Annotated in this window: 25 protein-coding genes; 13 read left to right on the plus strand and 12 right to left on the minus strand. The window is 69.5% G+C overall.

The window, feature by feature from the left end; translation table 11 throughout:
• Window positions 1-141: 141 nt before the first annotated feature.
• Window positions 142-648 carry a GNAT family N-acetyltransferase gene (locus tag LXB15_RS04660; RefSeq protein ID WP_233951251.1) on the plus strand — a complete coding sequence of 169 codons (507 nt, stop codon included), beginning with the start codon at window positions 142-144 and terminating at the stop codon, window positions 646-648.
• A gap of 31 nt (window positions 649-679) precedes the next feature.
• Here LXB15_RS04660 and LXB15_RS04665 read toward each other — a convergent pair whose 3' ends face one another.
• From LXB15_RS04665 to LXB15_RS04680, 4 genes are read right to left on the minus strand one after another with little or no spacing between them, the layout of a single operon-like run.
• Window positions 680-2,752, minus strand: coding sequence for a hypothetical protein (locus tag LXB15_RS04665; RefSeq protein WP_233951253.1), 2,073 nt, complete (start codon window positions 2,750-2,752; stop codon window positions 680-682).
• Window positions 2,749-5,613 (minus strand): DUF4159 domain-containing protein, encoded by a 2,865-nt coding sequence (locus tag LXB15_RS04670; RefSeq protein ID WP_233953049.1) that lies wholly within the window; start codon window positions 5,611-5,613, stop codon window positions 2,749-2,751. Before LXB15_RS04670 ends, LXB15_RS04665 begins: the two co-directional genes overlap by 4 nt.
• On the minus strand, window positions 5,613-6,524 hold the full coding sequence (locus tag LXB15_RS04675; RefSeq protein WP_233951254.1) for a DUF58 domain-containing protein: 912 nt from the start codon (window positions 6,522-6,524) through the stop codon (window positions 5,613-5,615). The genes LXB15_RS04670 and LXB15_RS04675 overlap by 1 nt, the downstream gene beginning before the upstream one ends.
• Window positions 6,525-6,532: 8 nt before the next feature.
• Window positions 6,533-7,543 carry a MoxR family ATPase gene (locus tag LXB15_RS04680; protein ID WP_233951256.1) on the minus strand — a complete coding sequence of 337 codons (1,011 nt, stop codon included), beginning with the start codon at window positions 7,541-7,543 and terminating at the stop codon, window positions 6,533-6,535.
• A gap of 192 nt (window positions 7,544-7,735) precedes the next feature.
• On the opposite strand from LXB15_RS04680, the gene LXB15_RS04685 reads away from it, so the two are divergent.
• Genes LXB15_RS04685 through LXB15_RS04695 form a run of 3 tightly spaced genes read left to right on the plus strand, consistent with a single transcriptional unit; the run spans window position 7,736 to window position 10,196 of the window.
• Window positions 7,736-8,317, plus strand: a complete 582-nt coding sequence (locus LXB15_RS04685) for a DUF1285 domain-containing protein (RefSeq protein ID WP_233951258.1) — start codon at window positions 7,736-7,738, stop codon at window positions 8,315-8,317.
• A 53-nt stretch (window positions 8,318-8,370) separates the two neighbouring features.
• A complete protein-coding gene (locus LXB15_RS04690; RefSeq protein WP_233953050.1) occupies window positions 8,371-8,955 on the plus strand; it encodes a CoA pyrophosphatase in 585 nt (194 codons plus the stop codon).
• On the plus strand, window positions 8,952-10,196 hold the full coding sequence (locus LXB15_RS04695) for a CCA tRNA nucleotidyltransferase (protein ID WP_233951260.1): 1,245 nt from the start codon (window positions 8,952-8,954) through the stop codon (window positions 10,194-10,196). The genes LXB15_RS04690 and LXB15_RS04695 overlap by 4 nt, the downstream gene beginning before the upstream one ends.
• 79 nt (window positions 10,197-10,275) lie before the next feature.
• Here LXB15_RS04695 and LXB15_RS04700 read toward each other — a convergent pair whose 3' ends face one another.
• The gene (locus LXB15_RS04700) at window positions 10,276-10,452 is read right to left on the minus strand and encodes a DUF1059 domain-containing protein (protein ID WP_233951262.1); all 177 of its coding nucleotides are present in this window, start codon (window positions 10,450-10,452) and stop codon (window positions 10,276-10,278) included.
• Between the two features lie 112 nt (window positions 10,453-10,564).
• Window positions 10,565-11,473, minus strand: coding sequence for an oxygen-dependent coproporphyrinogen oxidase (hemF, locus tag LXB15_RS04705; RefSeq protein ID WP_233951264.1), 909 nt, complete (start codon window positions 11,471-11,473; stop codon window positions 10,565-10,567).
• Window positions 11,474-11,707: 234 nt separating this feature from the next.
• Here hemF and LXB15_RS04710 point away from each other — a divergent pair, with 234 nt between their 5' ends.
• Window positions 11,708-11,968, plus strand: a complete 261-nt coding sequence (locus tag LXB15_RS04710; protein WP_233951266.1) for a hypothetical protein — start codon at window positions 11,708-11,710, stop codon at window positions 11,966-11,968.
• An 18-nt stretch (window positions 11,969-11,986) separates the two neighbouring features.
• On the opposite strand, the gene LXB15_RS04715 is transcribed toward LXB15_RS04710, so the two are convergent.
• Window positions 11,987-12,958, minus strand: coding sequence for a calcium/sodium antiporter (locus LXB15_RS04715; RefSeq protein WP_233951268.1), 972 nt, complete (start codon window positions 12,956-12,958; stop codon window positions 11,987-11,989).
• A gap of 144 nt (window positions 12,959-13,102) precedes the next feature.
• On the minus strand, window positions 13,103-13,591 hold the full coding sequence (locus LXB15_RS04720; protein WP_233953051.1) for a tRNA (cytidine(34)-2'-O)-methyltransferase: 489 nt from the start codon (window positions 13,589-13,591) through the stop codon (window positions 13,103-13,105).
• 267 nt (window positions 13,592-13,858) lie between these two features.
• On the opposite strand from LXB15_RS04720, the gene LXB15_RS04725 reads away from it, so the two are divergent.
• The 8 genes from LXB15_RS04725 to bluB all read left to right on the plus strand — a co-directional run bounded on the left by LXB15_RS04725 (window position 13,859) and on the right by bluB (window position 22,458).
• Window positions 13,859-15,733, plus strand: a complete 1,875-nt coding sequence (locus tag LXB15_RS04725; RefSeq protein ID WP_233951270.1) for an ABC transporter ATP-binding protein — start codon at window positions 13,859-13,861, stop codon at window positions 15,731-15,733.
• Window positions 15,730-17,649 (plus strand): ABC transporter ATP-binding protein, encoded by a 1,920-nt coding sequence (locus LXB15_RS04730; RefSeq protein ID WP_233951272.1) that lies wholly within the window; start codon window positions 15,730-15,732, stop codon window positions 17,647-17,649. Before LXB15_RS04725 ends, LXB15_RS04730 begins: the two co-directional genes overlap by 4 nt.
• A gap of 304 nt (window positions 17,650-17,953) precedes the next feature.
• Window positions 17,954-18,514: a ubiquinol-cytochrome c reductase iron-sulfur subunit gene (gene petA, locus LXB15_RS04735; protein WP_233951274.1), complete on the plus strand. Its 561-nt coding sequence runs from the start codon at window positions 17,954-17,956 to the stop codon at window positions 18,512-18,514.
• A gap of 20 nt (window positions 18,515-18,534) precedes the next feature.
• Window positions 18,535-19,830, plus strand: coding sequence for a cytochrome b N-terminal domain-containing protein (locus LXB15_RS04740; protein WP_233951276.1), 1,296 nt, complete (start codon window positions 18,535-18,537; stop codon window positions 19,828-19,830).
• 27 nt (window positions 19,831-19,857) lie between these two features.
• On the plus strand, window positions 19,858-20,793 hold the full coding sequence (locus tag LXB15_RS04745; RefSeq protein ID WP_233951278.1) for a cytochrome c1: 936 nt from the start codon (window positions 19,858-19,860) through the stop codon (window positions 20,791-20,793).
• Window positions 20,794-20,910: 117 nt separating this feature from the next.
• Window positions 20,911-21,231 carry an antibiotic biosynthesis monooxygenase gene (locus tag LXB15_RS04750; RefSeq protein ID WP_233951280.1) on the plus strand — a complete coding sequence of 107 codons (321 nt, stop codon included), beginning with the start codon at window positions 20,911-20,913 and terminating at the stop codon, window positions 21,229-21,231.
• 1 nt (window position 21,232) lies between these two features.
• Complete coding sequence (locus tag LXB15_RS04755; protein ID WP_233951281.1) at window positions 21,233-21,796, plus strand: adenine phosphoribosyltransferase; 564 nt, start codon at window positions 21,233-21,235, stop codon at window positions 21,794-21,796.
• Window positions 21,793-22,458 carry a 5,6-dimethylbenzimidazole synthase gene (gene bluB, locus LXB15_RS04760; RefSeq protein ID WP_370640174.1) on the plus strand — a complete coding sequence of 222 codons (666 nt, stop codon included), beginning with the start codon at window positions 21,793-21,795 and terminating at the stop codon, window positions 22,456-22,458. Before LXB15_RS04755 ends, bluB begins: the two co-directional genes overlap by 4 nt.
• A gap of 30 nt (window positions 22,459-22,488) precedes the next feature.
• On the opposite strand, the gene LXB15_RS04765 is transcribed toward bluB, so the two are convergent.
• The 4 genes from LXB15_RS04765 to pth all read right to left on the minus strand — a co-directional run bounded on the left by LXB15_RS04765 (window position 22,489) and on the right by pth (window position 25,366).
• Window positions 22,489-22,959 carry a MaoC family dehydratase gene (locus LXB15_RS04765; protein ID WP_233951283.1) on the minus strand — a complete coding sequence of 157 codons (471 nt, stop codon included), beginning with the start codon at window positions 22,957-22,959 and terminating at the stop codon, window positions 22,489-22,491.
• The gene (locus LXB15_RS04770; RefSeq protein WP_233951284.1) at window positions 22,956-23,408 is read right to left on the minus strand and encodes a MaoC family dehydratase; all 453 of its coding nucleotides are present in this window, start codon (window positions 23,406-23,408) and stop codon (window positions 22,956-22,958) included. Before LXB15_RS04770 ends, LXB15_RS04765 begins: the two co-directional genes overlap by 4 nt.
• A gap of 72 nt (window positions 23,409-23,480) precedes the next feature.
• Window positions 23,481-24,584, minus strand: coding sequence for a redox-regulated ATPase YchF (gene ychF / locus LXB15_RS04775; protein ID WP_233951285.1), 1,104 nt, complete (start codon window positions 24,582-24,584; stop codon window positions 23,481-23,483).
• Window positions 24,585-24,631: 47 nt separating this feature from the next.
• Window positions 24,632-25,366: an aminoacyl-tRNA hydrolase gene (gene pth, locus LXB15_RS04780; protein ID WP_233951286.1), complete on the minus strand. Its 735-nt coding sequence runs from the start codon at window positions 25,364-25,366 to the stop codon at window positions 24,632-24,634.
• Between the last annotated feature and the right edge of the window lie 8 nt (window positions 25,367-25,374).

Below are 25,374 nucleotides of genomic sequence, written 5' to 3' on the forward strand. Positions count from 1 at the left end.
GCTGACGACGAGAGGGCTTTCGATGATCCTGCTGCGACGACGTTCCTGGCCGCGCCGCCCGGCGCACTGATCGCCGTCGTTCGCAGAAGGTCCGCCGGACCGGCGCGGGCGCCGCAAACGCCTGCCAACCCGGTTCCGCCCATGTTCGATCTCGCCGCCGTCCGGCTCCTGCCGGAACTTCCCGACCACGCGCCGATCATCGGAGCGATCACCGACGAGGCCTTCGGCCCCGGGCGCTTCGTGCGTGCGGCCGAGCGGGTCCGCGAGATGGCGCCGCACGACCAGGCTCTGTCCTTCGTCGCCGAGCACGACGGCGCGATCATCGGTTCCGTCCGGCTGACCCCGATCGCTGTCGGGAGGGCGCCGTCGCTGATGCTGGGGCCGCTCGCCGTGCGGCCGGACTACAAGAACCGCGGCGTCGGCAAGGCCCTGATGCGGATCGCCGCAGAAGCCGCGCGCGCGGCGGGCGAGCGCTCGATCATCCTGGTCGGCGACCCGCCCTATTACGCCCCGCTCGGCTACAGCCCGCTGCCGCGCGGATCGGTGATCATGCCGGGGCCGGTGGACCTGTCCCGGCTGCTCGGCCTGCCGCTGGCCGAGGGCGCGCTGGCGGAACTCGTCGGCCGGGTCGGGCCGCGGCGCGACTGAACCGGCGGCGCGGCGCGATCACCCGCGTCTCCTACCGCCCTTCGCGATACCAGGTGGCCGACAGCGCCAGCAGCAGCACGGCGAGGCCGAGGAAGCCGGCGAAGAGCGGGATGCGCTCGACGCCGCGCAGCACCGTCTCCTCGGTGGTCCGCAGTCCGATCCAGTCGCGGCCATTGGCGTCGGCGCGCCCGCTCACCGGCACGATGCGGGGCACCGCCACGTCCTCTCCGAGCCGGCGGACGCTGCCGCTGGTGGCCTCGGCAAGCGGCGCCAGCTTCTCCTCGGTGGAGATCGCCTCGCGATACTCGCGCGGATTGACCGGGCCGACATTCGCCAGCGCCCGCAACTCGCCGTTCGCGGCCTGGAACAGGCCGAGTTCCTCGGTCGCCAGCCGGCCTTCCCAGCGGCCGTCGCCGGCCGCCAGCATCGGCACGGTCACCGCTCCGCCGGACGGCGTCAGCACGGTGGAGGGACCCGGATCCTCGCCGATGGTCTGGCGGGTGATCACCAGGTCGGTGCCGCTGGCCTCGGCGTCGAGCGCCTCCTCCTCCAGCTCGGGCTCCTTCATCAGCCAGTGGGCGAGGCGGCGGAACAGCGCGACATGCGGGCCGCCGCCCTCGAAGCCGCGCGACCACAGCCATTCGTGATCCGACAACAGCAGCGCGATCCGGCCTTCGCCGACGCGGTCGAGCACCAGCAGCGGCTTGCCGTCGGGCCCATCCATGACGGTCTCGCCGCGCGGCTCCTCGACGTCGATCGAGCGGAACCACGGGCTCCAGTCCGGCGGCTCGCTGGCTGCGCCAGGCAGGTCGCGGGTGACCGGATGCTTGCGGCCCAGCTCCGACAGTTCGGGGTGGAACGCCTGCTGGTCGATGCCGCCGGTCGGCAGCGCCGGCAGGATCGACTGCAGCGGCGTCATCGCGACGCTCTCGTCGCCGGCATATTCGGGACCTGCGGCGATCAGCATGGCACCGCCGTTTTCCACATATTGGGCGATGTAGTCGAAATACAGCGACGGCAGCACGCCGCGCTCCTGATAGCGGTCGAAGATGATGAGGTCGAAATCGTCGATCTTCTCCACGAACAGCTCGCGGGTCGGGAAGGCGATCAGCGACAGTTCGTCGATCGGCGTGCCGTCCTGCTTCTCGGGTGGGCGCAGGATGGTGAAGTGGACGAGGTCGACCGCCGCGTCGGATTTCAGGAGGTTGCGCCAGGTCCGTTCGCCGGCATGCGGCTCGCCCGAGACCAGCAGCACGCGCAGGTTCTCGCGGATGCCGTCGACGACGGCGATCGCCCGGTTGTTGACCGGAGTGATCTCCTCGGGGTCGCGCGCGACGGACAGCTCCAGGATGTTCTTGCCGGCGCGCGGCAGCTGGAAGGTGAGGGCGCCCTCGCTGCCCGGCCGCGCCTGCTCGCGGGAGACCAGGTCGCCATTGACGAAGACCTGCACCTCGACCGGCGTGTCGGAGGCCTGCGGGCCTTCCTCGACGACCCGGTAGCGCAGCGTCTGGTCCTCGTCGACGAGGCCGAAGCGCGGGCTGGTGGTGATCTCGATGCGCCGGTCGAACTCGTCCGCGCGGCCGGTGATCAGCCCGTGCACCGGCGCGTCGAAGCCGAGCGCCTGGGCCTCGGCCGGGATGTCGTGGATCTGGCCGTCGGTGATCATCACCGCGCCGGCGACACGGGCGGGCGAGACGTCCTTGAGGGCGCCGGACAGCGCCCCGAACAGCGCCGTCGTCGCGTCGTCGCCGGGCGTCGCGCCGGATCGCGCCTCGACCGTGCGGACCTCGAATTCCGGGAAGCGCGCCAGGCTCTCCTTCAGCGCCGCCTCTGCGGCATCGGCCTGCGCCGTCCGTTCCTCGATGGTCTGGCTCTGGCTGCGGTCGACGACGAGGGCCACGACGCTCTTCAGCGGGTCGCGTTCCTCTTCCAGCACCACCGGATTGACCAGCGCCAGCAGGATGGCGGCGATGGCGACGACGCGGATGAGGGCGCCGCGCATCCGTGCCGCCAGCAGCGCCAGCGCCAGGATCACCGCCGGCACCGCGAGGATGGCGATCACCGTCCAGGAGAACAGCGGGGAAAATTCCACCGACCAGGTCACTGGCCGAGCCTTTCGAGCAGCGCCGGCACGTGCACCTGGTCCGCCTTGTAGTTGCCGGTCAGCACGTACATCACGATGTTGACGCCCGCCCGGTAGGCGAATTCGCGCTGCGCCGGATCGGCGGAGTCGGTCGGGAACAGGAACAGGCCCTGGTCGTCGACTGCCCAGGCGCTGGCGAAGTCGTTCGAGGTGATCATGATCGACGAGACGCCGTCACCGCCCCGCGCCGGGCGGGCGGTGCCGTCCGCGTCCTGCACCAGCGATTCCACCCAGAGGTCCGAGCCGCTGTGGCGGCCGGGGAAATCGTCGAGAATGTAGAACGCCTTGGTCAGCACGTGGTCGCTCGGCACCGGCTCCAGCGGCGGGATGTCGAGATCGGCGAGAATGTCGCGCAGCCGGCGCTGCCCGGCAGAAACTTCGGTGCCGGACAGACCCGTCAGCGTTTCGTCGGCAACGTCGAACAGCACCGTCCCGCCTTCCTTCATGTAGGCGTCGATGCGGCTGATCGCGGCTTCGCTCGGCATCGGCGCGGCCGGATCGATCGGCCAGTAGATCAGCGGGAAGTAGGCTAGCTCGTCGGTGGCGATGTCGACCGCCATCGGCTCGCCCGGCTCCAGCGCGGTCTTCGCCGCGACATACTGGCTGAGGCCGGCGAGGCCTGCGCGCGAGACGTCGTCGACGGCGGGGAGGCCGGTCTCGACATAGGCGAAATGCGTCGATTCCGTCGCCTTGATGGCGCGTTCGACGTCGACCGGCATCTCGGCCTCCGGCGGGTTCGCCGGCGCCGGCGCGTCCTGCGCCTGCGCCTGCGGGACCGCCGCCAGCAGCAGCCCGGCGGTCGCCAGCATGGCGATCGCCGGCAGGGCGGTGGCCCGGCGGCGCGACAGCGTTGCGCCGATGCGCGAGAAGGCGCCGTTCAGCCACAGCAGCGCCAGCGCGTCGAGCGCGAACAGCACCAGCGCGGCGGCGAACAGCCAGGGGGCGAGGTTCAGCGTGCTCTCGCCGCCATAGCCGCGGGCCTCGACCGGAGTGCCGAGGTCGAGGGCCGGCAGCCGTCGCAATTCGGCGCCCGCCGTCAGGAGATTCAGCGCCATGTAGCCTTCCTCGTTGCCGTAGAGCCCCGGCGGGTTCTGGCGGGTCACCGGCTGCGCGCCCTCGGCGACGGGCTCCAGCGGCTGCACCTCGGCGCCGGGGCCGGTGAGCCTGCCCTGGCCGTCGAGCACGCGATAGGGGGGCAGGCTGTCGGCGGCCGTCTGCCCCTCGGTGGTGCCGCCGCTGGCGCGCGACAGCGTCACGATGCGCCGCAGCATGTCGACGAAAGCGCCGGAGATGGGCAGGTTCGACCAGGTGGCCTCGGCGGTGACGTGGAACAGCACGATCGTGCCGGCGCCGACGCCGGCCGCGGTGACCAGCGGGGTTCCGTCCGAGAGGCTGGCCCAGGTCCGCTCCGGAAGGTCCACCGACGGCTCGGCCAGCAGCTGGCGCGCCACGGTGACGTCCGCCGGCACCTCGATCCCGGCAAACGGCGTCTCGGCCCCCATCGGCGCGATCGTCTGCGGCTCCGACCAGGACATGGCGCCACCCAGCTGGCGCTCGCCGCTGCGTAGGCGCACCGGCACCAGCGGGTCTTCGCCGGTGGTGGCGGCAAGGCGCGGTCCGGCGAAGCGGACCAGATAGCCGCCGGCCTCGACGAAGCCCTGCAGCGCCGTCTCCGCCCGCTCCGGCATCACGCCGATGTCGGCCAGCACGATCACTGAGGGGCGGCGCTCGACGAGCGCCGGGATGGCTTCGGCGAGATCGGCGCTCTCGGCCCGCACGATGTCGGCGAACGGCTCCAGCGCGCGGCTGATGTAGTAGAGCGGCGACAAAAGCGGCTGCGCCACGTCGGCGGATTCGCCCGACACCAGCCCGACCCGGCGGCGGCGGAAGCTGTCGTCGACCAGCCGGACGGCGCCGGCCTGCGACGCGCCCTCGATCTCGATGCGGGCGATGTCGTTGCGCAGTTCCACCGGGATCGCGAAGCGGGCTTCCGCCGTCGCCGCGCCCTCGTCGAAGGAAAGCGGCGCGCGGCCGACCTCCCGGCTCTGGGAATCCAGCGCCCGCAGCGTCAGGTCGGCGGCCAGCGCGCCCTCGGGGCGGACCGCCTGCACGACCAGCGCCTCGGTGGAATTGTCGGCGCCGGTGAGCCCGACCAGCCCGTCGACATCCGGCGCGTAGACGATGGCCTCGCCGGGCGCCAGCGCCGCCAGGCTGCGCGCGGCGGCCTCGGTACCGTCGCTGTCCAGCCCGTCGGCGAGGAACACCAGCGAGCCGGGCGTATCGCCCGCCAGCGCCGTCGCCAGCCGCTCGGCGGCGGCGGCGCGGTCGGTCGGGATCGGCCGCGGCGCCGCGGCGGCAAGCCGCTCCAGCGCGGTGGCGGCATCACCGGGAGTCGCATCGTCGTCCGCCGCCTCGGCGGTGAAGGCGAGGGCGACCGGCCGGCCCTCGTCGCCGGCCCGCCGGATCAACTCCTCGGCGGCGTCGCGACGCGAGTCCCAGTCGCCGCCGCTCGCCCAGCCATTGTCGACCAGCAGCGCCAGCGGCCCGGATCCGGAGAGGAGACCCTCGCGCGGGTTCAGTGTCGGCGCCGCCAGCGCCAGGATGATCAGCGCCGCCAGCAGCAGCCGCAGCAAGGTGAGCCACCACGGGCTCTTGGACGGCGTCTCCTCGCTCTTCAGGACGCGCTGCAGGATGCGCAGCGGCGGGAAGGTCTCGGTCTGCGGCCGCGGCGGCGTCAGCTTCAGCAGCCACCAGATCACCGGCAGGGCGAGAAGCCCTGCGAGTACCAGCGGTGCGCCGAAGGACAGGGCCAGTCCGCCGATCACGAGCGACGGCCCGTGGACTGCGGCGCGCCGCTGAGGCGTGCATGGATGGCGACCAGTGCCTCCGAGGCCGGCCGGTCGGTGCGGTGCGGGATGAAGCTCCAGCCGAGGCGGCGGCAATGCTCGGCGATATGGTCGCGCCGGGCATTGTAGAGCGTCACGTAGTCCGTGCGCAGCGTCTCGGCACGGCCGGCGGTCAGCTTGGCGCCGGTCTCCGGGTCACGGAATTCGGTGCGGCCGGCATAGGGGAAGGCTTCCTCGGCCGGGTCGGAGACCATGACCACGTGGCCGCGAATGCCGCGCCGCGCAATCCGGTCGATCCGCGCCACGATCTCGTCGACCGGGTCGAGCAGGTCGCTGACGATCACCATCTCCGAGAAGCGTTTCAGCCGGTCGTCCGGCGGAAACGGGTGGTCGGGGCGGCTGCCGAGCAGCGTCGCGGCGATCCGCTCGGCGGCGTTGCGCGACGAAATCGGATCGACGACGCCCGGATAGCCGATGCGCTCGCCCGATCGCGACAGGATTTCCGCCAGGGCGAGGACGAGCACCAGCGCCCGCGATTCCTTCGACACCGGCGCGGTCTTCGACTGGTACTGCATCGACGGGGAGGGATCGGCCCAGACCCAGACGGTGTGCGCCGCCTCCCACTCCTGGTCGCGCAGATAGACATGGTCGTCGCGGGCCGAGCGCCGCCAGTCGATGCGCGACACCGCCTCGCCCTCGACGAAGGGCCGGAACTGCCAGAAATTCTCGCCGACGCCGCGCCGCCGCCTGCCGTGCCAGCCGGCGATCACCGTCGCCACGACGCGCCGCGCCTCGACCAGCAGGTCGGGCATCAGCACGGCGCGCTGCCGGGCCCTGACCAGGGCGTCCGGCGCGGCGGTAAGTTCGACGCTCGAACCGATCGGCATGGGCGTTCCTACGCCGCGTCGCGCTTGAGCGTGGCGATCACGTCGCGCACGCTCATGCCCTCGGCGCGGGCGGCGAAGTTCAGCGCCATGCGGTGCTGCAGGATCGGCTCGGCGAGCGCCATCACGTCGTCGACGGAAGGGGCGAGCCGGCCATCGTAGAGCGCGCGGGCCCGCACGCAGGTCATCAGCGACTGAGAGGCGCGCGGGCCGGGACCCCAGGCGATGTGGGCGTCGGCTTCCTTGTGGCCGTTGCCCGGCCGGGCCGAGCGGACGAGGGAGAGGATCGCCTCGACGACGCTTTCGGCGACCGGCATGCGCCGGATCAGCGCCTGGATCTCGCGCAGCCGCTCGGCCGTGACCACCGGGACGGCCGACTGGTCGTGGCCGCTTGTCGTCTCCAGGAGGATGCGGCGTTCGGCCGCTAGATCCGGATAGGCGACGTCGACCTGCATCAGGAAGCGGTCGAGCTGCGCCTCGGGCAGCGGATAGGTGCCTTCCTGCTCCAGCGGGTTCTGGGTCGCCAGCACATGGAACGGCGCCGGCAGGTCGTGGCGCTCGCCGGCGACGGTGACGTGATACTCCTGCATCGACTGCAGCAGCGCCGACTGGGTCCGCGGCGAGGCGCGGTTGATCTCGTCGGCCATCAGCAGCTGCGCGAAGACCGGACCCTTGACGTATCGGAACGAGCGTCGGCCGTTCTCGTCCTGGTCCATCACCTCGGTGCCGATGATGTCGGACGGCATTAGGTCCGGCGTGAACTGGATGCGGCGCGCGTCGAGGCCGAGCGCGACGCCCAGCGTGTCGACCAGCTTGGTCTTGGCGAGGCCCGGGACGCCGACCAGCAACGCGTGGCCGCCGGCGAGGATCGCCACCAGCGCCTGTTCGACGACGGCCTCCTGGCCGAAGATCACCCGGCCGACGGACTCGCGGATCGCTGCGATGTCGGCCAGCGCGGTCTCTGCCAGGCGGACCACCGCGCCTTCGTCGAGGGTCGTCTCGTGGGGCGCGAGAATCGTCATCGTGATATCTCCGTCGAGAAAGCGGCCTGCGGCGCCACGGTGCGGGCACGGGCGCTCGCCGCCTGCCGCACCATGAAATCCGTCGTGACCGCTCCTGGCAAGCAAGGGAAGGGCAACTATTTCGTGACTGCGAAGGCGGGCCAAAATAAGACCGGCCGGGCCGGGCGCACCGCGCCGCAGCACAAGGGCAGCATGGAAAATCAAGCACCTAGCGACGACGCTCCGAGCCTGGCGGCACTGGTCTCGCGGGCCGAGCGCGCCGGCAAGGGGGCCCCGCCCGTCGAGCAGTGGGACCCGCCCTTCTGCGGCGACATCGACATGGTGATTCGCGCCGACGGCACCTGGACCTATGGCGGCTCGCCGATCGGGCGGGAGCGCCTGGTCCGCCTGTTCTCCACGGTGCTGCGCAAGGACGCGGACGGCCGCACCTACCTGGTCACCCCGGTCGAGAAGCTCGGCATCACCGTCGAGGACGCGCCCTTCCAGGCCGTGGAGATGAGCCGCGACATAAGCGCCGGGGAGCCCGTGCTGACGTTCCGGACGAATGTCGGCGACGTCGTCGTCTGCGGCCCCGACCTGCCGCTGCGCTTTGCGAATGATGGAGAGGACGGCGCCTTCCGCCCCTATGTCACCGTCCGCGGCCGGCTCGAGGCGCGGCTGACGCGGGCGCTCGCCTACGATCTCGCCGATTTCGTCGAGGACGACGGCGACGGGCCGTTCGTGCGCTCCGGCGGTGCCCGTTTTGCGATCGGCCCGGCCGGGGCCACGGCGTGACCGCACGTCCGGACGACTATGCCGGCTTCACCGCCGCCGACCTGCGCACGCGCATGCAAGCCGCCGGCCCGGCGTGGCCGCCCGAGCGCCACTATGGCGACCATCTGCTCAATCCCGACCTCGTCCAGCTGATGGAACGCGAATCGGCGCGCGAGGCGGCGGTGCTCGTCCCCGTCGTCGACCGCCGCGAGGGCGCGACGGTGATCCTGACCACCCGCGCCTCGCATCTGCGCAAGCATTCCGGCCAGATCGCCTTTCCGGGCGGCTCGGTCGATCCGGGTGACGCCTCGCCGGAAGCCGCGGCGATGCGCGAGAGCCGCGAGGAGATCGCGCTCGACCCGGACCATGTCGAGCCGATCGGCCGGCTGCCGCTCTACCGCACCACCACCGGCTTCCGCATCACCCCGGTCGTCGGCGTGGTGCGGCCGGGCTTTGCGCTCACCGCCAACCCGCTCGAGGTCGAGGACGTCTTCGAGGTGCCGCTGGGCTTCCTGATGAACGAGGCCAACCATCGCCAGGAGAGCCGGGTCTGGCAGGGGCGGACCCGCCACTACTATGTGATGCCCTTCGGCGAACGCTTCATCTGGGGCGTCACCGCCGGCATCATCCGGACGCTCTACGAAAGGCTCTACGCATGACCACCCGCCGCATCGACGACGCACCCTGGCTCCGCACGCCGTCGCTGCAGGCCCTGCTGGCGGCGCTGTCGGCGGAGGGCGAGGCGGCCCGCGTCGTCGGCGGCGCGGTACGCAACACCTTCATGGGCCATCCGGTCACCGACGTCGACGTGGCGACAACGACACCGCCGTCCGAGACCACCAGCCGCATCGAGGCCGCCGGGTTCCGCGCAATCCCGACCGGGATCGAGCACGGCACGGTCACGGCGGTGACGCCCGAAGGGGTCTTCGAGGTCACCACGCTGCGCCGCGACATCGAGACCGACGGACGGCGCGCCGTGGTCAGCTTCGGCCGCGACTGGCAGGCCGACGCCGAGCGCCGCGACTTCACGATCAACGCGCTCTACTGCGAAGCGGACGGCACGGTGGTCGACCTCGTCGGCGGGCTCGCCGACATCGAGACGAAGACGCTGCGCTTCATCGGCGACGCCGAGGCGCGCATCCGCGAGGATTATCTGCGCATCCTTCGCTTCTTCCGCTTCTTCGCCTGGTACGGCGACGGCCGGCCGGACGCCGCCGGCATCAGGGCGGCCACCCGGCTGAAGGAGGGGCTCGACGGGCTGTCGCCGGAGCGCGTCTGGAAGGAGCTGAAACGGCTGCTCGCCGCCCCCGACCCGTCGCGGGCGCTGCTGTGGATGCGCCAGACCGGCGTGCTCACGCTTATCCTGCCGGAAAGCGAGCGCTGGGGCATCGACGCCATCCACGGCCTGGTCGACGCGGAAGCGGCGTTTTCGTGGCCGGCCGATCCGCTGCTGCGGCTCGAAGCGATCGTGCCGCCGGATGGCGAGCGCCTGGCGGCTCTCGCCGACCGGCTGCGGCTCTCGAACGGCGAGCGCGACCGGCTGCTGGCCTTCGCCCATGCCGAGCCCGTCACAGCCGAGACCGACGACTCCGCCCTGCGCACCCGGCTGTATTTCGGCGACCGCCAGGCGATCGCTGACCGGCTGAAGCTGGCGCTCGCCGGCGAGCGCGCGAAGGCAGGGGGCGCGGGGGACAGCCTGCCGCGCATCGCCGCGCTGGTCCGCCATCTCGACGCCGCCAGCCGCTTCGCGCCGCCGGATTTTCCGCTGAACGGCACGGACCTGCAGGAGGCCGGCATCGCGCCGGGGCCGGAACTCGGCCGGACGCTCGACCGGCTGCGCCGGATCTGGGCCGACAGTGGCTTCACCCTCGGCCGGCAGGCGCTGCTGGCGAAGCTCTAGGCGGGCGGCGGTCCGGACGGCTTCAGGCAACAAAAAAGGCGGGCTCGAGAGCCCGCCTGTCGATGCACCGCGGCCTGCCTCAGTTCGGCAGTTCCTGCGTCTTCTCCCGCATCGTATCCAGCATTTTCGGCGTGATCCGTGCAACTCCGAGCTGCTTCGCCTGGACCACGGCCCGGCGGAACACTTCCGCCTGGCTCTCGGCCCTTATGATGCGCTCGCAGCCAGGGATGACACCCGAACAATCGAGTTCGTACATGGTCGATCCTCCCGTTGAGTAGCTCCCACTACCCCCGGATCAACGGCGAAAACCTTCAACTGGTTCATCTTTGGCGAAAAAATGTGCAGGTCCTGACTAAGAATTGATCGGCTCAGGGCCATTTCACGACGGGCGGCATCGAGGAGAGGATCGAGGCGACGTTGCCCCCGGTCTTCAGCCCGAACAGCGTGCCGCGGTCGTAGAGCAGGTTGTACTCGACGTAGCGGCCGCGGCGGATCAGCTGCTCCTCGCGGTCTTCCTCGGTGAAGGGCGTGTCGACATTCTGCCGGACGATGTGCGGATAGACCACGATGAACGCCTTGCCGACGTCGCGGGTGAAGGCGAAGTCGGCGTCCCAGCCGCCCTTTTCCTGCGGCGAATGCAGCCAGTCGTAGAAGATGCCGCCGACACCGCGCGCCTCGCCGCGGTGCGGCAGGAAGAAGTACTCGTCGCACCATTCCTTGTACTTGTCGTAGTCGGCGACGCCGGCGTGGCGGTCGCAGACGAACTGCAGCGCCTTGTGGAAGGCGCGCGTGTCGGGGTCGTCCTGGCTGCGCCGGCGCTCCAGCGTCGGGGTGAGGTCGGCGCCGCCGCCGAACCACTGGCGGGTGGTGACCACCATGCGGGTGTTCATGTGGACCGCGGGAACGTGCGGGTTGCGCAGATGCGCGATCAGCGAGATGCCGGAGGCCCAGAAGGTCGGGTCCTCGTCGGCGCCCGGGATCTGCTTGCGGAACTCGGGCGAGAACTCGCCGTGCACCGTCGAGGTGTGGACGCCGACCTTCTCGAACACCCGCCCGTGCATCATCGACATCACGCCGCCACCGCCATTGGCCTCGCGCGACCAGGGCGTCCGCTCGAAGCGCCCGGCTTCCAGCCCGGTGCTTTCGCCGTGGCGGTCCTCGATTTCCTCGAAGGCGGCGCAGATCCGGTCGCGCAGCGTCTCGAACCAGGCCTGGGCTGTCGCCTTCTTGGTCTCGATGTCGTCGGGAAGCCCCTCGGGCAGGTCCGGCCGTTCCATGTCAGCGCCACTCTCGTCGTGTTGGCCGCGCGCTCCCCGGCAGCGGCTCCTGGCGTCCCCTCGCGAAAGCTGGACGCGATTTTCCTTCGGCAATCGCATCTGGCGGGCCAACGCGCAATGCCGGCCCCGCCCGTGCACACCGCGCCGCTGGCGCTGTGACGATTCGCAAAGCCCGCGGCGCGACGCTATCTTGGGGACAAGTTGCAACGATCGGAGCCACGGAGGCTGCGGAAAATGTCACGGCTCTCGCGTCCGCCGCTCGACGGTCTGAGACGGCAGCTGCATCGCAGCCGCAGCGATCGCGCCGGTGGCGGCAGCGGCGACAGCTTCGTGCGCGAGACCTTCACCCTGCCGCGCGACGCCGCGCGCAGCAAGGCGCGCGAGTGGTTCGAACGCTATCCCAAGGCCGCCTACTGGACCTCGGTGGAGAGCTGGCGGCTGCTGCCGGGCGACGAGGTGGAGTTCACCATGCGCCGCCTGCCCAGCGCCGACTGAAGCCGGTCCCGCCGCCGGTCAGGCGACGGACTGCATCCCGATATAGCCGGCATAAAGCGCCAGCAGCAGCGCACCCGTCCATCGCCCGATCGAGCGGAAGGCGAACAGGAAGACCAGCGTCGCGACCGCGACGGCGGCCATCAGCGGGCCGTCGAAGATGGCGAAGCGGTGCGACACGCCGATCGGCGCGATGACCGCGGTGATGCCGAGGATGCAGAGCAGGTTGAAGATGTTCGAGCCGACGACGTTGGCGAGGACCACCTCGGCGTGGCGGCGCCAGGCCGCGATGATCGCCGTGGCGAGTTCCGGCAGCGACGTGCCGATGGCAACGACCGTGACGCCGATCACCGCCTCGGAAATGCCGAAGCCGCGAGCGATACCCACCGCGCCGTCGACCATCAGTCGGGCGCCGATCACCAGGAGGATCAGGCCGAGGGCCGCCGCAGCGGCAGCCATCAGCAGCGGCAGCGGCTTCTGCGCCTGCTCTTCCTCGTATTCGCTCTTCCCGATCGCGCCGGCCTCGCCGTTGGCCGCCTTCACCCGGCGGGCTTCCAGCGCGTAGGTGACCCCGAGATAGAGCGCGAGGGCGGCCAGCATGGCGACGCCGGTCAGCCGGCTGATCTCGCCGGTGAAGAAGATCGCGGTGACCCCGATAGAGGCCAGTACCATGACGATCAGGTCGCGCCGGATCGCCCGGTCGCTGTTGGCGACCGGCGCGATCAGCGCCGCGACGCCCACGATCAGCAGCACGTTGGCGATGTTCGATCCGACGACGTTGCCGACGGAAATGTCCGGCGACCCGGCCAGGGCCGCCTGGACGGAGACGAGGAGTTCCGGCGCTGAGGTGCCGAAGCCGACGATGACGAGGCCGACGACGAGCTTGGAGATGCCGTAGCGATCGGCGATGGAAACGCTGCCGCGGACAAGGAATTCGCCGCCGCCGAACAACAGGACGGCACCGGCGGCCAGATAGACCCAATCCCACATCATCAGCGCGTAAACTCCATCGGTTGCCGGGTTATTCGGGCGAAGTGAAGCCGCGCGAGGCGAGACGAAGCGCGGCGGACGGCGGGCGGAAGTCCCGAAAATGGGAAGGGGACGGCGCTTTCCAACCGCCGGAGTCAGCCATACGTGTCAGCGGGCCGGCGCCCACCGCAATTGCCGAAGCGCCTCGCCGGCCACCATCGCCACCGAGACGGCGAGATTGAGGGAACGGGCGCCCGGCTGCATCGGGATCGTCAGGCGGGCGTCGGCGGCCTCGTGCAGGCTGTCCGGCACGCCGGCGCTCTCGCGGCCGAACAGCAGCGTGTCCTGCGCCGAGAAGGTGAAATTGGTGTAGTTCGTCTCGGCCTTCGTCGTCAGCAGCACCAGCCGCCGCGCCGCGCTCTGCCGCGCCGTCTGGAAGGCGGCGAGATCGACGTGGCGGACCAGCCGCGACATCTCGAGATAGTCCATGCCGGCCCGCCGCAGGGCTCGGTCGGAGAGATCGAAGCCGGCAGGGCCGATCACCTCGACAGGGAGACCGAGACAGGCGCCGAGCCGCAGGATCGTCCCGGTGTTGCCGGCAATGTCCGGCTGGAACAGCGCGATCGAGGGCTGCGGCAAGAGGTCCGGCTGCGCCATGTCCTGCGTCGCGGCCACACTGTCTTCGGAATTGCTGGTCATCGTGGTTCGGGTCCAGGGCCGGGCCGGTGCCCGGCAGGGCGTGAAACTTCGCGAACCCTGCCTATATCCTTCGAGCCGCGCCCGCCACGCGGCGACAGCATCGGTAGCAACCCGGCCATCGCGCCTGCCCAAAAAGGCGCAGCGGCGACAGCGGCGCCGTCTCTCCTCCGCCTGGCGATCCGGCGCCTGCCGGTGACTTGCGGAACATCGATTGGAAGTACGTCCATGTTCTCCTTCTTCGAAAGGATGGTCGAGCCGTTCCCCGAGCGCGGGGTCGCGACACCCCCCGGCGGTGGCATCCTGCGCTTCGTCTGGTTCTACGCCAGGCCGGTGTGGCCGCTGTTCCTGGCGATGGGCGTGCTCACCGCCATGGTGTCGATCATCGAGGTGTCGCTGTTCGGCTTTCTCGGCCAGATCGTCGACTGGTTCTCCGGGGTCTCGCGCGAGACGTTCCTGGCCGAGCGCGGCTGGATGCTGGCCGGCATGGCCTTCGTCATCCTCGTCGCCCTGCCGGCGCTGATCTTCCTCGAGGGCCTCGTCACCTTCCAGGCGCTGTCGGCCAACTTCCCGATGCGCTTCCGCTGGATGGTGCATCGCTGGCTGCTTGGCCATTCGATGGGCTTCTACCAGGACGAGTTCGCCGGGCGGATCTCCACCAAGCTGATGCAGACGGCGCTCGCCATCCGCGAGACGCTGATGAAGTCGATCGACGTCTTCCTCTATGTCGCGGTCTATTTCACCGGCATCGTGGTGCTGGTGGCGGCGGCCGACTGGAAGCTGGCGCTGCCCTTCGTCGGCTGGCTGGTGCTCTACGGCATCGTCCTGTGGATATTCATCCCGCGCCTCGACCGCATCTCCGAGAAGCAGGCCGATGCGCGGGCCGAGATGACCGGCCGCGTCGTCGACGCCTATGCCAACATCGCCACCGTCAAGCTGTTCGCCCACACGCGTCGGGAGGCCGATTTCGCGCGCCGGTCGATGCGCGGCTTCCTCGGCACCGTCTACGGCCAGATGCGGCTGGTGAACCTGTTCTACGTCTCGCTCTACGTGCTGAACTCGGCGCTCCTGGCCTCCGTCGGCGCGCTGTCGATCTGGCTATGGCTGGACGATCTGGTGAGCGTCGGGGCGATCGCCGCGGCGATCGGCCTCGTCCTGCGCATCAACGGCATGTCGCAGTGGATCATGTGGGAGGTCGCGGCGCTGTTCGAGAACATCGGCACGATCCGCGACGGCATGGCGACCTTCGCCTCGCCACACACGATCACCGACCGTCCGGGGGCGAAGCCGCTGACGGTGACGCGCGGCGAGATCGCCTTCGACAACGTCTCCTTCCACTACGGCAAGGGCGGCGGCGTGCTGCGCGACTTCAACCTCGTCATCCGACCGGGCGAGAAGGTCGGCCTGGTCGGCCGCTCCGGCGCCGGCAAGTCGACGATCCTCAACCTGCTGCTGCGCTTCCACGACGTCGAATCCGGCCGCATCCTGATCGACGGCCAGGATATCGCCGCGGTCCAGCAGGAGACCCTGCGCGCGCAGATCGGCATGGTGACGCAGGATACCTCGCTGCTGCACCGCTCGATCCGGGACAACATCCTCTATGGCCGGCCGGATGCCAGCGAGGCGGATCTGCGCCGCGCCGTCGAGCGGGCGGAAGCGGCCGACTTCATCGAGGAACTGCGGGACAAGGACGGGCGGCAGGGGCTTGACGCCGAAGTCGGCGAGCGGGGCGTCAAGCTCTCCGGCGGTCAGCGCCAGCGCGTCGCGATCGCCCGCGTCATGCTGAAGGACGCGCCGATCCTGCTGCTCGACGAGGCGACGTCGGCGCTCGACTCCGAGGTCGAGGCTGCCATCGCCGCCAATCTCTACCGCCTGATGGAGGGCAAGACCGTCATCGCCGTCGCCCACCGCCTGTCGACCATCGCGGCGCTCGACCGGCTGATCGTCCTCGACAAGGGCCGCATCGTCGAGGAGGGCAGCCACGCCGATCTGATCGGCGCCGGCGGCCTCTACGCCCAGCTCTGGGCGCGGCAGTCCGGCGGCTTCCTGCCGGTCGAGCCGGTCGAGGAGGTCGACGAGGCGGCGCTGAGGGCTGCCGAATGATGGACCGGCTCCTGCAGCGCTTCGAGACCTTGCTCGACCCTTTCGAAGACGAGGGAGAGGACAGCGAGGACGCGCGCCTCAACCGCACGGGCCATCTCGATCCGCTGCCGGACGAGACGAACCGCTTCATCTGGCATTTCGCCAAGCAGGCGAAATGGCCGCTGCTCGGGCTGCTCGTCACGGGCGGCCTGACCGGCGGGATCGAGGCGGTGATGTTCACCGGCGTCGGCTGGCTGGTCGACGCGCTGGGGCAGGCTGAGCCGGAAACGCTGTTCGCCGAGCATTTCTGGCTGATCGCCGGGCTCGCCTTCATCACCCTCGTCGGCCGCGCGCTGATCCTGTTCCTCGCCTCGGTGCTGGAGGAGCAGGTGGTCTCGCCGAGCTTCTACAACCGCATCCGCTGGCAGAGCTACCGGCGGCTGATGGAGCAGACCTACACCTTCTTCCAGAACGACTTCGCCGGCCGGCTTGCCCAGAAGGTGCAGCAGGTCGGCCAGGCGACTGGCGACTTCATCACCACGGTCCTGCAGACCTTCTGGTCCTTCGTCACATTCATCCTGCTGACGGTGACGATTCTCGGCGCGATCGACTGGCGCATGGCGGTGGTGCTGGGCGTCTGGTCGCTCGGCTACGTCTGGATCGTGCGCAATCTCCTGCCGCGCATCCGCCTCAACGGGCGCGCCGCCGCGGAAGCCCGGTCGGTCGTGTCGGGACGCGTCGTCGACGCCTTCACCAACATCCTGTCGGTGAAGCTGTTCGACAGCAATCGCCGCGAGGACAGCTTCGTCAAGGAAGGCTTCCAGAACCTCGTGGACGCCTCGCGGCGCATGACCCGCGCTCTGACGGAGGTCCGTACCGCCGTCGCCGTTCTCAACGGCTTCATGATGACCGGCGTCGGCGCGGTCGCGCTTCTCGGCTGGCAGGCCGGCAGCGTCTCCACCGGCGGCGTCGCGACGGCGCTGGGGCTGGTGCTGCGGCTCAACCAGATGTCCGGCTGGATGATGTTCAACATCAACGGCCTGGTGCGCAACTACGGCACCATCCAGGATGCCGTCGCGACGGTGACGCGCGTGCCGACGCTGGTCGACGACCCGCAGGCGCAGCCGCTGGTCACCGGGCGCGGCGAGATCCGCTACGAGGACGTGACCTTCCACTATGGCAAGGGCGCCGGCGTCATCGAGAACCTGTCCCTGACCATCCGTCCGGGCGAGAAGGTCGGGCTGGTCGGGCGCTCCGGCGCCGGCAAGACGACGCTCGTCAACCTGCTCCTGCGGCTCTACGACCTCGAGGGCGGGCGGATCCTGATCGACGGTCAGGACATCGCCAAGGTCACCCAGGCGTCGCTGCGGGCGGCGATCGGCGTCGTCACTCAGGATACCTCGCTGCTGCACCGCTCGATCCGCGACAATATCGCCTACGGCCGGCCGGGCTCCGAGGACGGCGACATCCTCTCGGCGGCCGAGCGCGCCAGCGCCGAGGAGTTCATCCCGACGCTGCGCGACCCGAAGGGCCGACAGGGCTACGACGCCCATGTCGGCGAGCGCGGCATCAAGCTCTCCGGCGGCCAGCGCCAGCGCATCGCCATCGCCCGCGTGCTGCTCAAGGATGCACCGATCCTCGTCCTCGACGAGGCGACGGCGGCCCTCGACTCGGAGGTGGAGGCGGCGATCCAGGACAACCTCTCCAAGATGATGCAGGGCAAGACGGTCATCGCCATCGCCCACCGCCTGTCGACCATCGCGGCGATGGACCGGCTGATCGTCCTCGACAGGGGCCGGATCGTCGAGGAGGGCACCCACGCTCAGCTCGTCGCCTCCGGCGGGCTCTATGCCAGCCTCTGGGCGCGCCAGTCCGGCGGCTTCCTCTATGCCGATACGGACGCCGCGGCGGAGCAGGGGGCGGCGGCCGCCGAGTAGGCGCCGCAGCTGCGCGCGCTCGATCGGCACGACGACCGCCGCGGGGCGGAAAAACGCCCGGGCGCCCGGCGCCGACGCTTCCTCCGATGCAATTTTGCGGCGGCGTTCCGAAGCCGCGCGACAGAACGACCTTAAAGCCCTTCTAGTCTGGACAATGGCCCGGCATCCCGCATAGAACCGGCGCGAAATCGTCATCGCCTGCGGGGCGCTGCGGCCGTCGCGCCGCGTCGCCCCTTGCCGCCCCGGCCGGAATCGGCAAGAAGCGGTCGATCCGCGCGAGACCAGTCAAGGAGTGGCAGCCGCCGTGAGCGTCAACGACACCGCCGAACCGACCCGTCGGGACTTTCTCTACATCGCGACCGGCGCCGTCGGCGCCGTCGGTGTCGCCTCGTTCCTCTGGCCGTTCATCGACCAGATGAACCCGGACGCCGCGACCCTCGCGCTGGCCTCCATCGATGTCGACGTCAGCCAGGTCGCCGTCGGGCAGTCGATCACCGTCAAGTGGCGTGGCAAGCCCGTTTTCATCCGGCAGCGGACACCCGAGGAGATCGTGGAAGCCCGCGCGGTGGAACTGGCCGAACTCAAGGACCCGATCGCGCGTAACGCCAACATTCCGGAAGAGGCTCCGGCGACGGACGAGAACCGTTCGGCCGAAGGCCGAGAGCAGTGGCTCGTGATGATCGGCGTCTGCACCCATCTCGGCTGCATTCCGCTCGGTCAAGCCGGTGATTTCGACGGCTGGTTCTGCCCATGTCACGGCTCGGCATACGATACGGCCGGGCGCATCCGGCAGGGACCCGCTCCTACCAACATGGCCATTCCGCCTTTCGCGTTCACGTCCGACACCACCGTCCGCATCGGCTGATCGGTTAGAGGGTACACATCATGAGTGGTCATTCTTCCTACGTGCCATCCAACGGGGTCATGCAGTGGATGGATGCGCGGCTGCCGCTGCCGCGTCTGGTCTACGACTCGTTCGTCGCCTATCCGGTGCCGCGCAACCTGAACTACGCCTACACGTTCGGCGGGATCCTCGCGGTCTTCCTGGTGCTGCAGATCCTCACCGGCGTCGTGCTGGCGATGCACTACGCGGCCTCCTCTGCCCTGGCCTTCGAGTCGGTCGAAAAGATCATGCGGGACGTGAACTGGGGCTGGATGCTGCGCTACATGCACGCCAACGGCGCCTCGTTCTTCTTCATCGCCGTCTATCTCCACATCTTCCGCGGGCTTTACTACGGTTCGTACAAGGCGCCGCGCGAGGTGCTGTGGATCCTTGGCGTGATCATCTTCCTGCTGATGATGGCGACGGCGTTCATGGGCTACGTGCTGCCCTGGGGCCAGATGTCCTTCTGGGGCGCGACGGTCATCACCGGCTTCTTCACCGCCTTCCCGCTGATCGGCGAGCCGATCCAGCAGTTGCTGCTCGGCGGCTTCGCGGTCGACAACGCCACGCTCAACCGCTTCTTCTCGCTGCACTATCTGCTGCCGTTCATGATCGCCGGCGTGGTGATCCTCCACGTCTGGGCGCTGCACGTCACCGGCCAGACCAACCCGACCGGCGTCGAGGTGAAGTCCTCGAAGGACACCGTGCCGTTCACACCGCACGCGACGATCAAGGACGGCTTCGCCATGGTCGTCTTCCTGGCGATCTTTGCGTATTTCGTTTTCTATCTGCCGAACTTTCTCGGCCATCCCGACAACTACATCGAGGCGAACTCGCTGAAGACGCCGTCGCACATCGTGCCGGAGTGGTACTTCCTGCCGTTCTACGCCATGCTGCGCGCCATCACCTTCAACATCGGACCGATCGATTCCAAGCTCGGCGGCGTGCTGGTGATGTTCGGCTCGATCATCGTGCTGTTCTTCGTCCCCTGGCTCGACACGTCGCGGGTGCGCTCGTCGGTGTTCCGGCCGATGTACAAGATCTTCTTCTGGATCTTCGCGGCAGACTGCGTGTTCCTCGGCTGGCTCGGCGCCAAGCCGGCGGAAGGTCTCTACACGATGCTGGCCCTGTTCGGGACGATCTACTACTTCGCCCATTTCCTGATCGTCATGCCGGTGCTCGGGCTGGTGGAAAAGCCCAGGAAGCTTCCGAACTCGATCACCGAGGCGGTGCTGGCCAAGAACGGCGCGCGCGGGACACCGGTCGGTGCGGCCGCGTCCCCGGAAACCCACGGCTGACCTGACGGTTCGAAGAGAGACATATCCATGAAAAGACTCCTGTCAGTTCTTCTCGCCGCCGGCCTGCTCTTCGGCCCGGTGGCGGTCGCCGGCGCGCAAGACGGCCAGGGCCCGGTCGAGAACGATGCGGCCGAGACCGAAGCCGCGGCAACGGCCGAAGACCCCGCTGCCGAAGTCGCCGAAGAGGGGCATGCCGAGACGCCGCATTACCCGCTGGAGCACCCGGAGGAACTCGACTGGACCTTTGCCGGCCCGTTCGGCCATTGGGACCTCGCCCAGCTGCAGCGCGGCCTGAAGGTCTACACGGAGGCCTGCTCCGTGTGCCACTCGATGAACCTCGTGTCGATGCGCTCGCTGGCCGACCTCGGCTACAGCGAGGAGCAGGTGCAGGCCTTCGCCGCCCAGTACCAGGTGCAGGACGGCCCGGATGCGTCAGGCGAGATGTTCGAGCGTCCCGGCACGCCATCTGACCGCTTCCCGGCGCCATTCCCCAATCCCGAGGCGGCCGCCGCCGCCAATAACGGTGCCGTGCCGCCGGACTTCTCGCTGCTCGCCAAGGCGCGCGCCGTCGAGCGGGGCTTCCCGACCTTCGTCTTCGACATCTTCACGCAGTACCAGGAAGCCGGCGTCGACTATATCCATGCCTTGCTGACCGGCTATGAGGACGAGGCGCCGGCAGGGATCGAGATCCAGCCGGGCACGTATTACAACCCGCACTACATTGCCGGGCCGGCGCTCGCCATGCCGCCACCGCTCTCGGACGATCAGATCGAATACACCGACGGCGCGCCGCAGACGGTCGACCAGTATGCCCGCGACGTCGCAGCCTTCATGATGTGGGCGGCCGAGCCGCACCTCGTCGAGCGCAAGGCAACCGGCTTCGTGGTGATGATCTTCCTGGTCATCTTCGCGGTGATGATGTTCCTGGTGAAGCGCCGGGTCTGGGCGAACACCCCGCACTGACCCGCACCGCTCCCGACGACATGCTGGAAAAGGGGGCTACGGCTCCCTTTTTCTTTGCCGGCGGGTCGTGCGAGATTGCGGCCGGCGTGCCGAAGACCGGGCCTGAGGAGACTACCGATGTATATCGCGATGAACCGCTTCAAGGTCTTGCCGGGATCGGAAGCCGACTTCGAGACGCTGTGGATAAGCCGCGAGTCGAAGCTCCCGGAAGTGCCCGGCTTCGTCGAGTTCCACCTCCTCAAGGGGCCGGAGCGCGAGGGCCACCGGCTCTATTCCTCGCACACGGTCTGGCAGGACTATTCGTCCTTCGAGGCCTGGACGAAGTCGGAGGCGTTCCGTGCCGCCCATGGCGGCGCCGGCAGCACCAAGCCGCTCTACGAGGGCCATCCGCAGTTCGAGGGCTTCGAGGTCATCCAGACCATCGGCAAGGACAACTGAGATGACGGTCGATGCCGCTCGTGCCGGACATGAGCCGACGGATTTCGCCGCGGCGATCCGCACCATTCCCGACTATCCCAAGCCTGGCATCCTGTTCCGCGACATCACCACGCTGCTGGCCGACCCGGCGAGCTTCAGCGCCGCCGTCGACGCGCTGGTCGCCGGCCACCGCGACGACCGGGTCGACCTCGTCGCCGGCATCGAGGCGCGGGGCTTCATCCTCGGCGGGGCGCTGGCGCACCAGCTTGCCGCCGGCTTCGTGCCGATCCGCAAGAAGGGCAAGCTGCCGCACGACACGGTGCGCATCGCCTACAGCCTCGAATACGGCGTCGACGAGATGGAGATGCACCGCGACGCGGTGCGGCCGGGCCAGCGCGTGCTCTTGACCGACGACCTCATCGCCACCGGCGGCACCGCCGAAGGCGCCGTCCGACTGCTGCGCGAGCTCGGCGCCGAGATCGTCGCCGCCTGCTTCGTCATCGACCTGCCGGATCTCGGCGGCCGCCGCAAGCTCGAGGCGATGGGGGTCGAGGTGCGGACGCTGGTGGCGTTCGAAGGCCATTGACGGAGCCGCGACGCGACGCGGCCGACGCCGTGCCGCATTTCGACGACCGCTTCTACGCCGAGTTCCTGACCCTGCTGCGCTGGCGCCGCGACGTCCGCGGCTTCGATCCCCGGCCGGTGCCGGATGACGAACTGGCACTGGCGCTCGCCGCCTGCGACCTCGCCCCGTCAGTCGGCAACAGCCAGCCCTGGCGCTTCGTCTCGGTCGCAGATCCCGCCCGCCGTGCGGCGGTGAGCGAAAGCTTCCGGCGCTGCAACGCCGCGGCGCTGGCATCCCAGCCCGACGACAGGGCAGGGCTCTATGCCCGTCTGAAGCTGGAGGGGCTGGACGCAGCACCCATCCATCTCGCGGTGTTCTGCGACGAGGCCACCACCCAGGGCCACGGGCTCGGCATCCGCACCATGCGCGAGATGCTGCGCTACTCCGTGGTCACCGCGATCCATAATTTCTGGCTTGCCGCCCGCTGCCGGGGCCTCGGGGTCGGCTGGGTGTCGATCCTCGAGCCGGAGGTCGTCACGGCGGCACTGAACGTGCCGGCGGACTGGCAGCTGGTCGCCTATCTCTGCGTCGGCTATCCGCGCACGCCGGACGACGTGCCGGAGCTGGAGCGCGAGGGCTGGCAGGCCCGCAGCGATGGCCGTGGACGACTGGTCGAGCGCTGAGCCGTGTCTGCGCCGCCGCGACGGCGCTGCTCAGTCGGTGCCGTAGAACGCCGCCGCGTCGAAGGAGAACACCCGCTCGCCCGCCTGGTTGACGCCTTCGCAGCTGAACTCGATGACGCCCCAGCCGGGACGGCTCGCCGATTTCCGCTTCGCCGTGACGTGCTGGGAGAAGGTCACTGTGTCGCCCGTATAGACCGGCTTCAGCCAGCGCAGGTTCTTCAGGCCGGGGGAGGGACCGACCTTGGGGACGGGATTGCCTGCCGCAACGAATTCGCGGACCCGGGCAGTCTGGCTGTCCACATTGAGCCGCATCCAGACGGCGGTGGTGTGCCAGCCGGAGGCGCAGAGCCCGCCGAGGACCGAGGCGCGCGCGGCTTCCTCGTCGAGATGGAAAGGCTGCGGGTCGTATTTGGCGGCGAAGCGCTTGATGTCGGCGGCGTCGAAACGGTGCGAGCCGATCTCGACCCGCTCGCCGATGGTGATGGTGTCCCAGTAGCTCATGCCGCCACCCCGTCGCGGGTGAGCAGCAGCAGCGTGTATTCGCTCTCCAGCACCGGCTCGTCCCGCTGGTTGCGCAGCACCGTGACGATCTTCGCCAGCCCCAGCGTCGGGCGCTTGGCCGAAAGCCGCCGCGACTGTACCTGCGCCGTGCCGGTCAGCACATCGCCCGGCCGGACCGGGCGCAGCCATTTGACGTAGTCGACGCCGGGCGAGCCCTGCGAGCTGGAATCGCGGATGTAGCCGTCGGCCATCATCCGCATCATCATCGCGCAGGTGTGCCAGCCGGACGCCGACAGTCCGCCGAGCATCGACTCGCGGGCGGCGTCTTCGTCGAGATGGAAGGGCTGTGGGTCGAATTCGCGGGCGAACTCGAGCACTTCCTCGCGCGTCACCGCGTAGGGCCCGAGCGGCAGTTCCAGCCCCTCGTCGAAGTCTTCATAGGTGCGCATCGACGATCCCGCGTCAGCCTGGCCGGCAATCCGGAAAGGGCGCGCCGGCCCGGGGCCGGCGGCCGTATCCGGTCAGTTGTTGAACTTGAACATCAGCACGTCGCCGTCCTGGACGATGTATTCCTTGCCTTCGTCGCGGGCCTTGCCGGCTTCCTTCGCCGCGACCTCGCCGCCGAGGCCGACGAAATCGTCGAAGGCGATGGTCTGGGCGCGGATGAAGCCCTTCTCGAAATCGGTGTGGATGACGCCGGCGGCCTGCGGCGCCTTGGCGCCGCGCCGGACCGTCCAGGCGCGCGTCTCCTTGGGGCCGGCGGTGAAATAGGTGATCAGGTCGAGCAACTCGTAGCCGGCGCGGATCACCCGGTCGAGGCCGGGCTCGGTGAGGCCCATCGACTCCAGATACTCGCCGACCTCGGCTTCCGGCAGCTGGGCGATCTCAGCCTCGATGGCGGCGGAGATGACGACGCTCTTGGCACCCTGGCGCTCGGCCATGGCGGCGACCGCCGCGGAATGCGCGTTGCCGTTAGCGGCGTCCGCCTCGGCGACGTTGCAGACATAGAGGACGGGTTTGGAGGTCAGCAGGTTCAGCGCCTTCAGCTCGCGCCGGTCGTCGGCGTCCATGCCGGCGAGCAGCACGCGCACCGGCTCGCCCGCCTGCAGCTTGGCGAGCGCGGCTTCCATCACGGGGAGCGCCTGCTGGGCTTCCTTGTCCTTGCCGGCGGCCTTCTTCCGGGTGGCGACGATGCGCCGCTCGATGCTTTCGAGATCCGAGAGCATCAGCTCGGTCTCCACCGTCTCGGCGTCCGCCACCGGGTCGATGCGGCCCTCGACATGGGTGATGTCGTCGTCCTCGAAGCAGCGCAGCACGTGGACGATCGCGTCGACCTCGCGGATATTGGCGAGGAACTGGTTGCCGAGGCCTTCACCCTTCGAGGCGCCGCGCACGAGGCCGGCGATGTCGACGAAGGTGATGCGGGTGGCGATGGTGTTCGCCGACTTGGCGATGCCGGCAATGTCCTTCAGCCGCGGGTCCGGCACCGGCACGTCGCCGGTGTTCGGCTCGATCGTGCAGAACGGATAGTTGGCGGCCGCGGCGGCCGCGGTCTTGGTGAGGGCGTTGAACAGCGTCGACTTGCCGACATTCGGCAGACCGACGATCCCGCATCTGAAACCCATGGGGCAATCCTTGTCTCTTGCTGGCGGAGGAGAGGGCTTGTCGCCGCTCAGTCCTTGCCGCCGAATAATCGCTTCAGCATCTCGGCCATCGGGCCGCGCTCGGGAATCTTCACCTGCGGGCCGGCGCCGCGCGCCTGGCGGACATGGCTCTGGCCCTTCGGCCGCGCCGCTTGCGCGCTGCTCGCGGAGCCCTTGGCACCGGCGGGTTCGCTGGCGCCGGTGGCCATCGCCACCTTGTTCATGAACACCGCGTCCTCGCCCTTCGCCAGGCTGTCGACATGGCGCGCCACGGCATCGAGGAACGGCTCCAGCCACTCCCGGTCGACCTTGGCGAAGTCGCCGAGCACGTGCGGGGTGACGGCTTCCTTGCTGCCCGGATGGCCGATGCCGAGGCGCACCCGCCGGTAGTCCTTCGAGCCGAGATGCGCGTCGATCGAGCGCAGCCCGTTATGGCCGCCATTGCCGCCGCCGGTCTTCACCCGCAGCTTGCCGGGCGGCAGGTCGAGCTCGTCGTGGATGACGACGAGCTGCGAGGGCTCCAGCTTGAAGAAGCGCATGGCATCGCCGACCGAGCGGCCGGATTCGTTCATGAAGGTCTGCGGCTTGAGCAGCACCACCTTCTCGCCGCCGACCAGCCCTTCAGCGATCTCGCCGGAGAACTTCTTCGACCACGGCCCGAAGGCCGGATCGCGGGCGATCGCGTCGAGCGCCATGAAACCGATATTGTGCCGGTTACCGGCATAGCGGGAGCCGGGATTGCCCAATCCTGCGATCAGCAACATGTCCCGGC

The organism is Aurantimonas sp. HBX-1 (assembly GCF_021391535.1).
Classification (GTDB): domain Bacteria; phylum Pseudomonadota; class Alphaproteobacteria; order Rhizobiales; family Rhizobiaceae; genus Aurantimonas.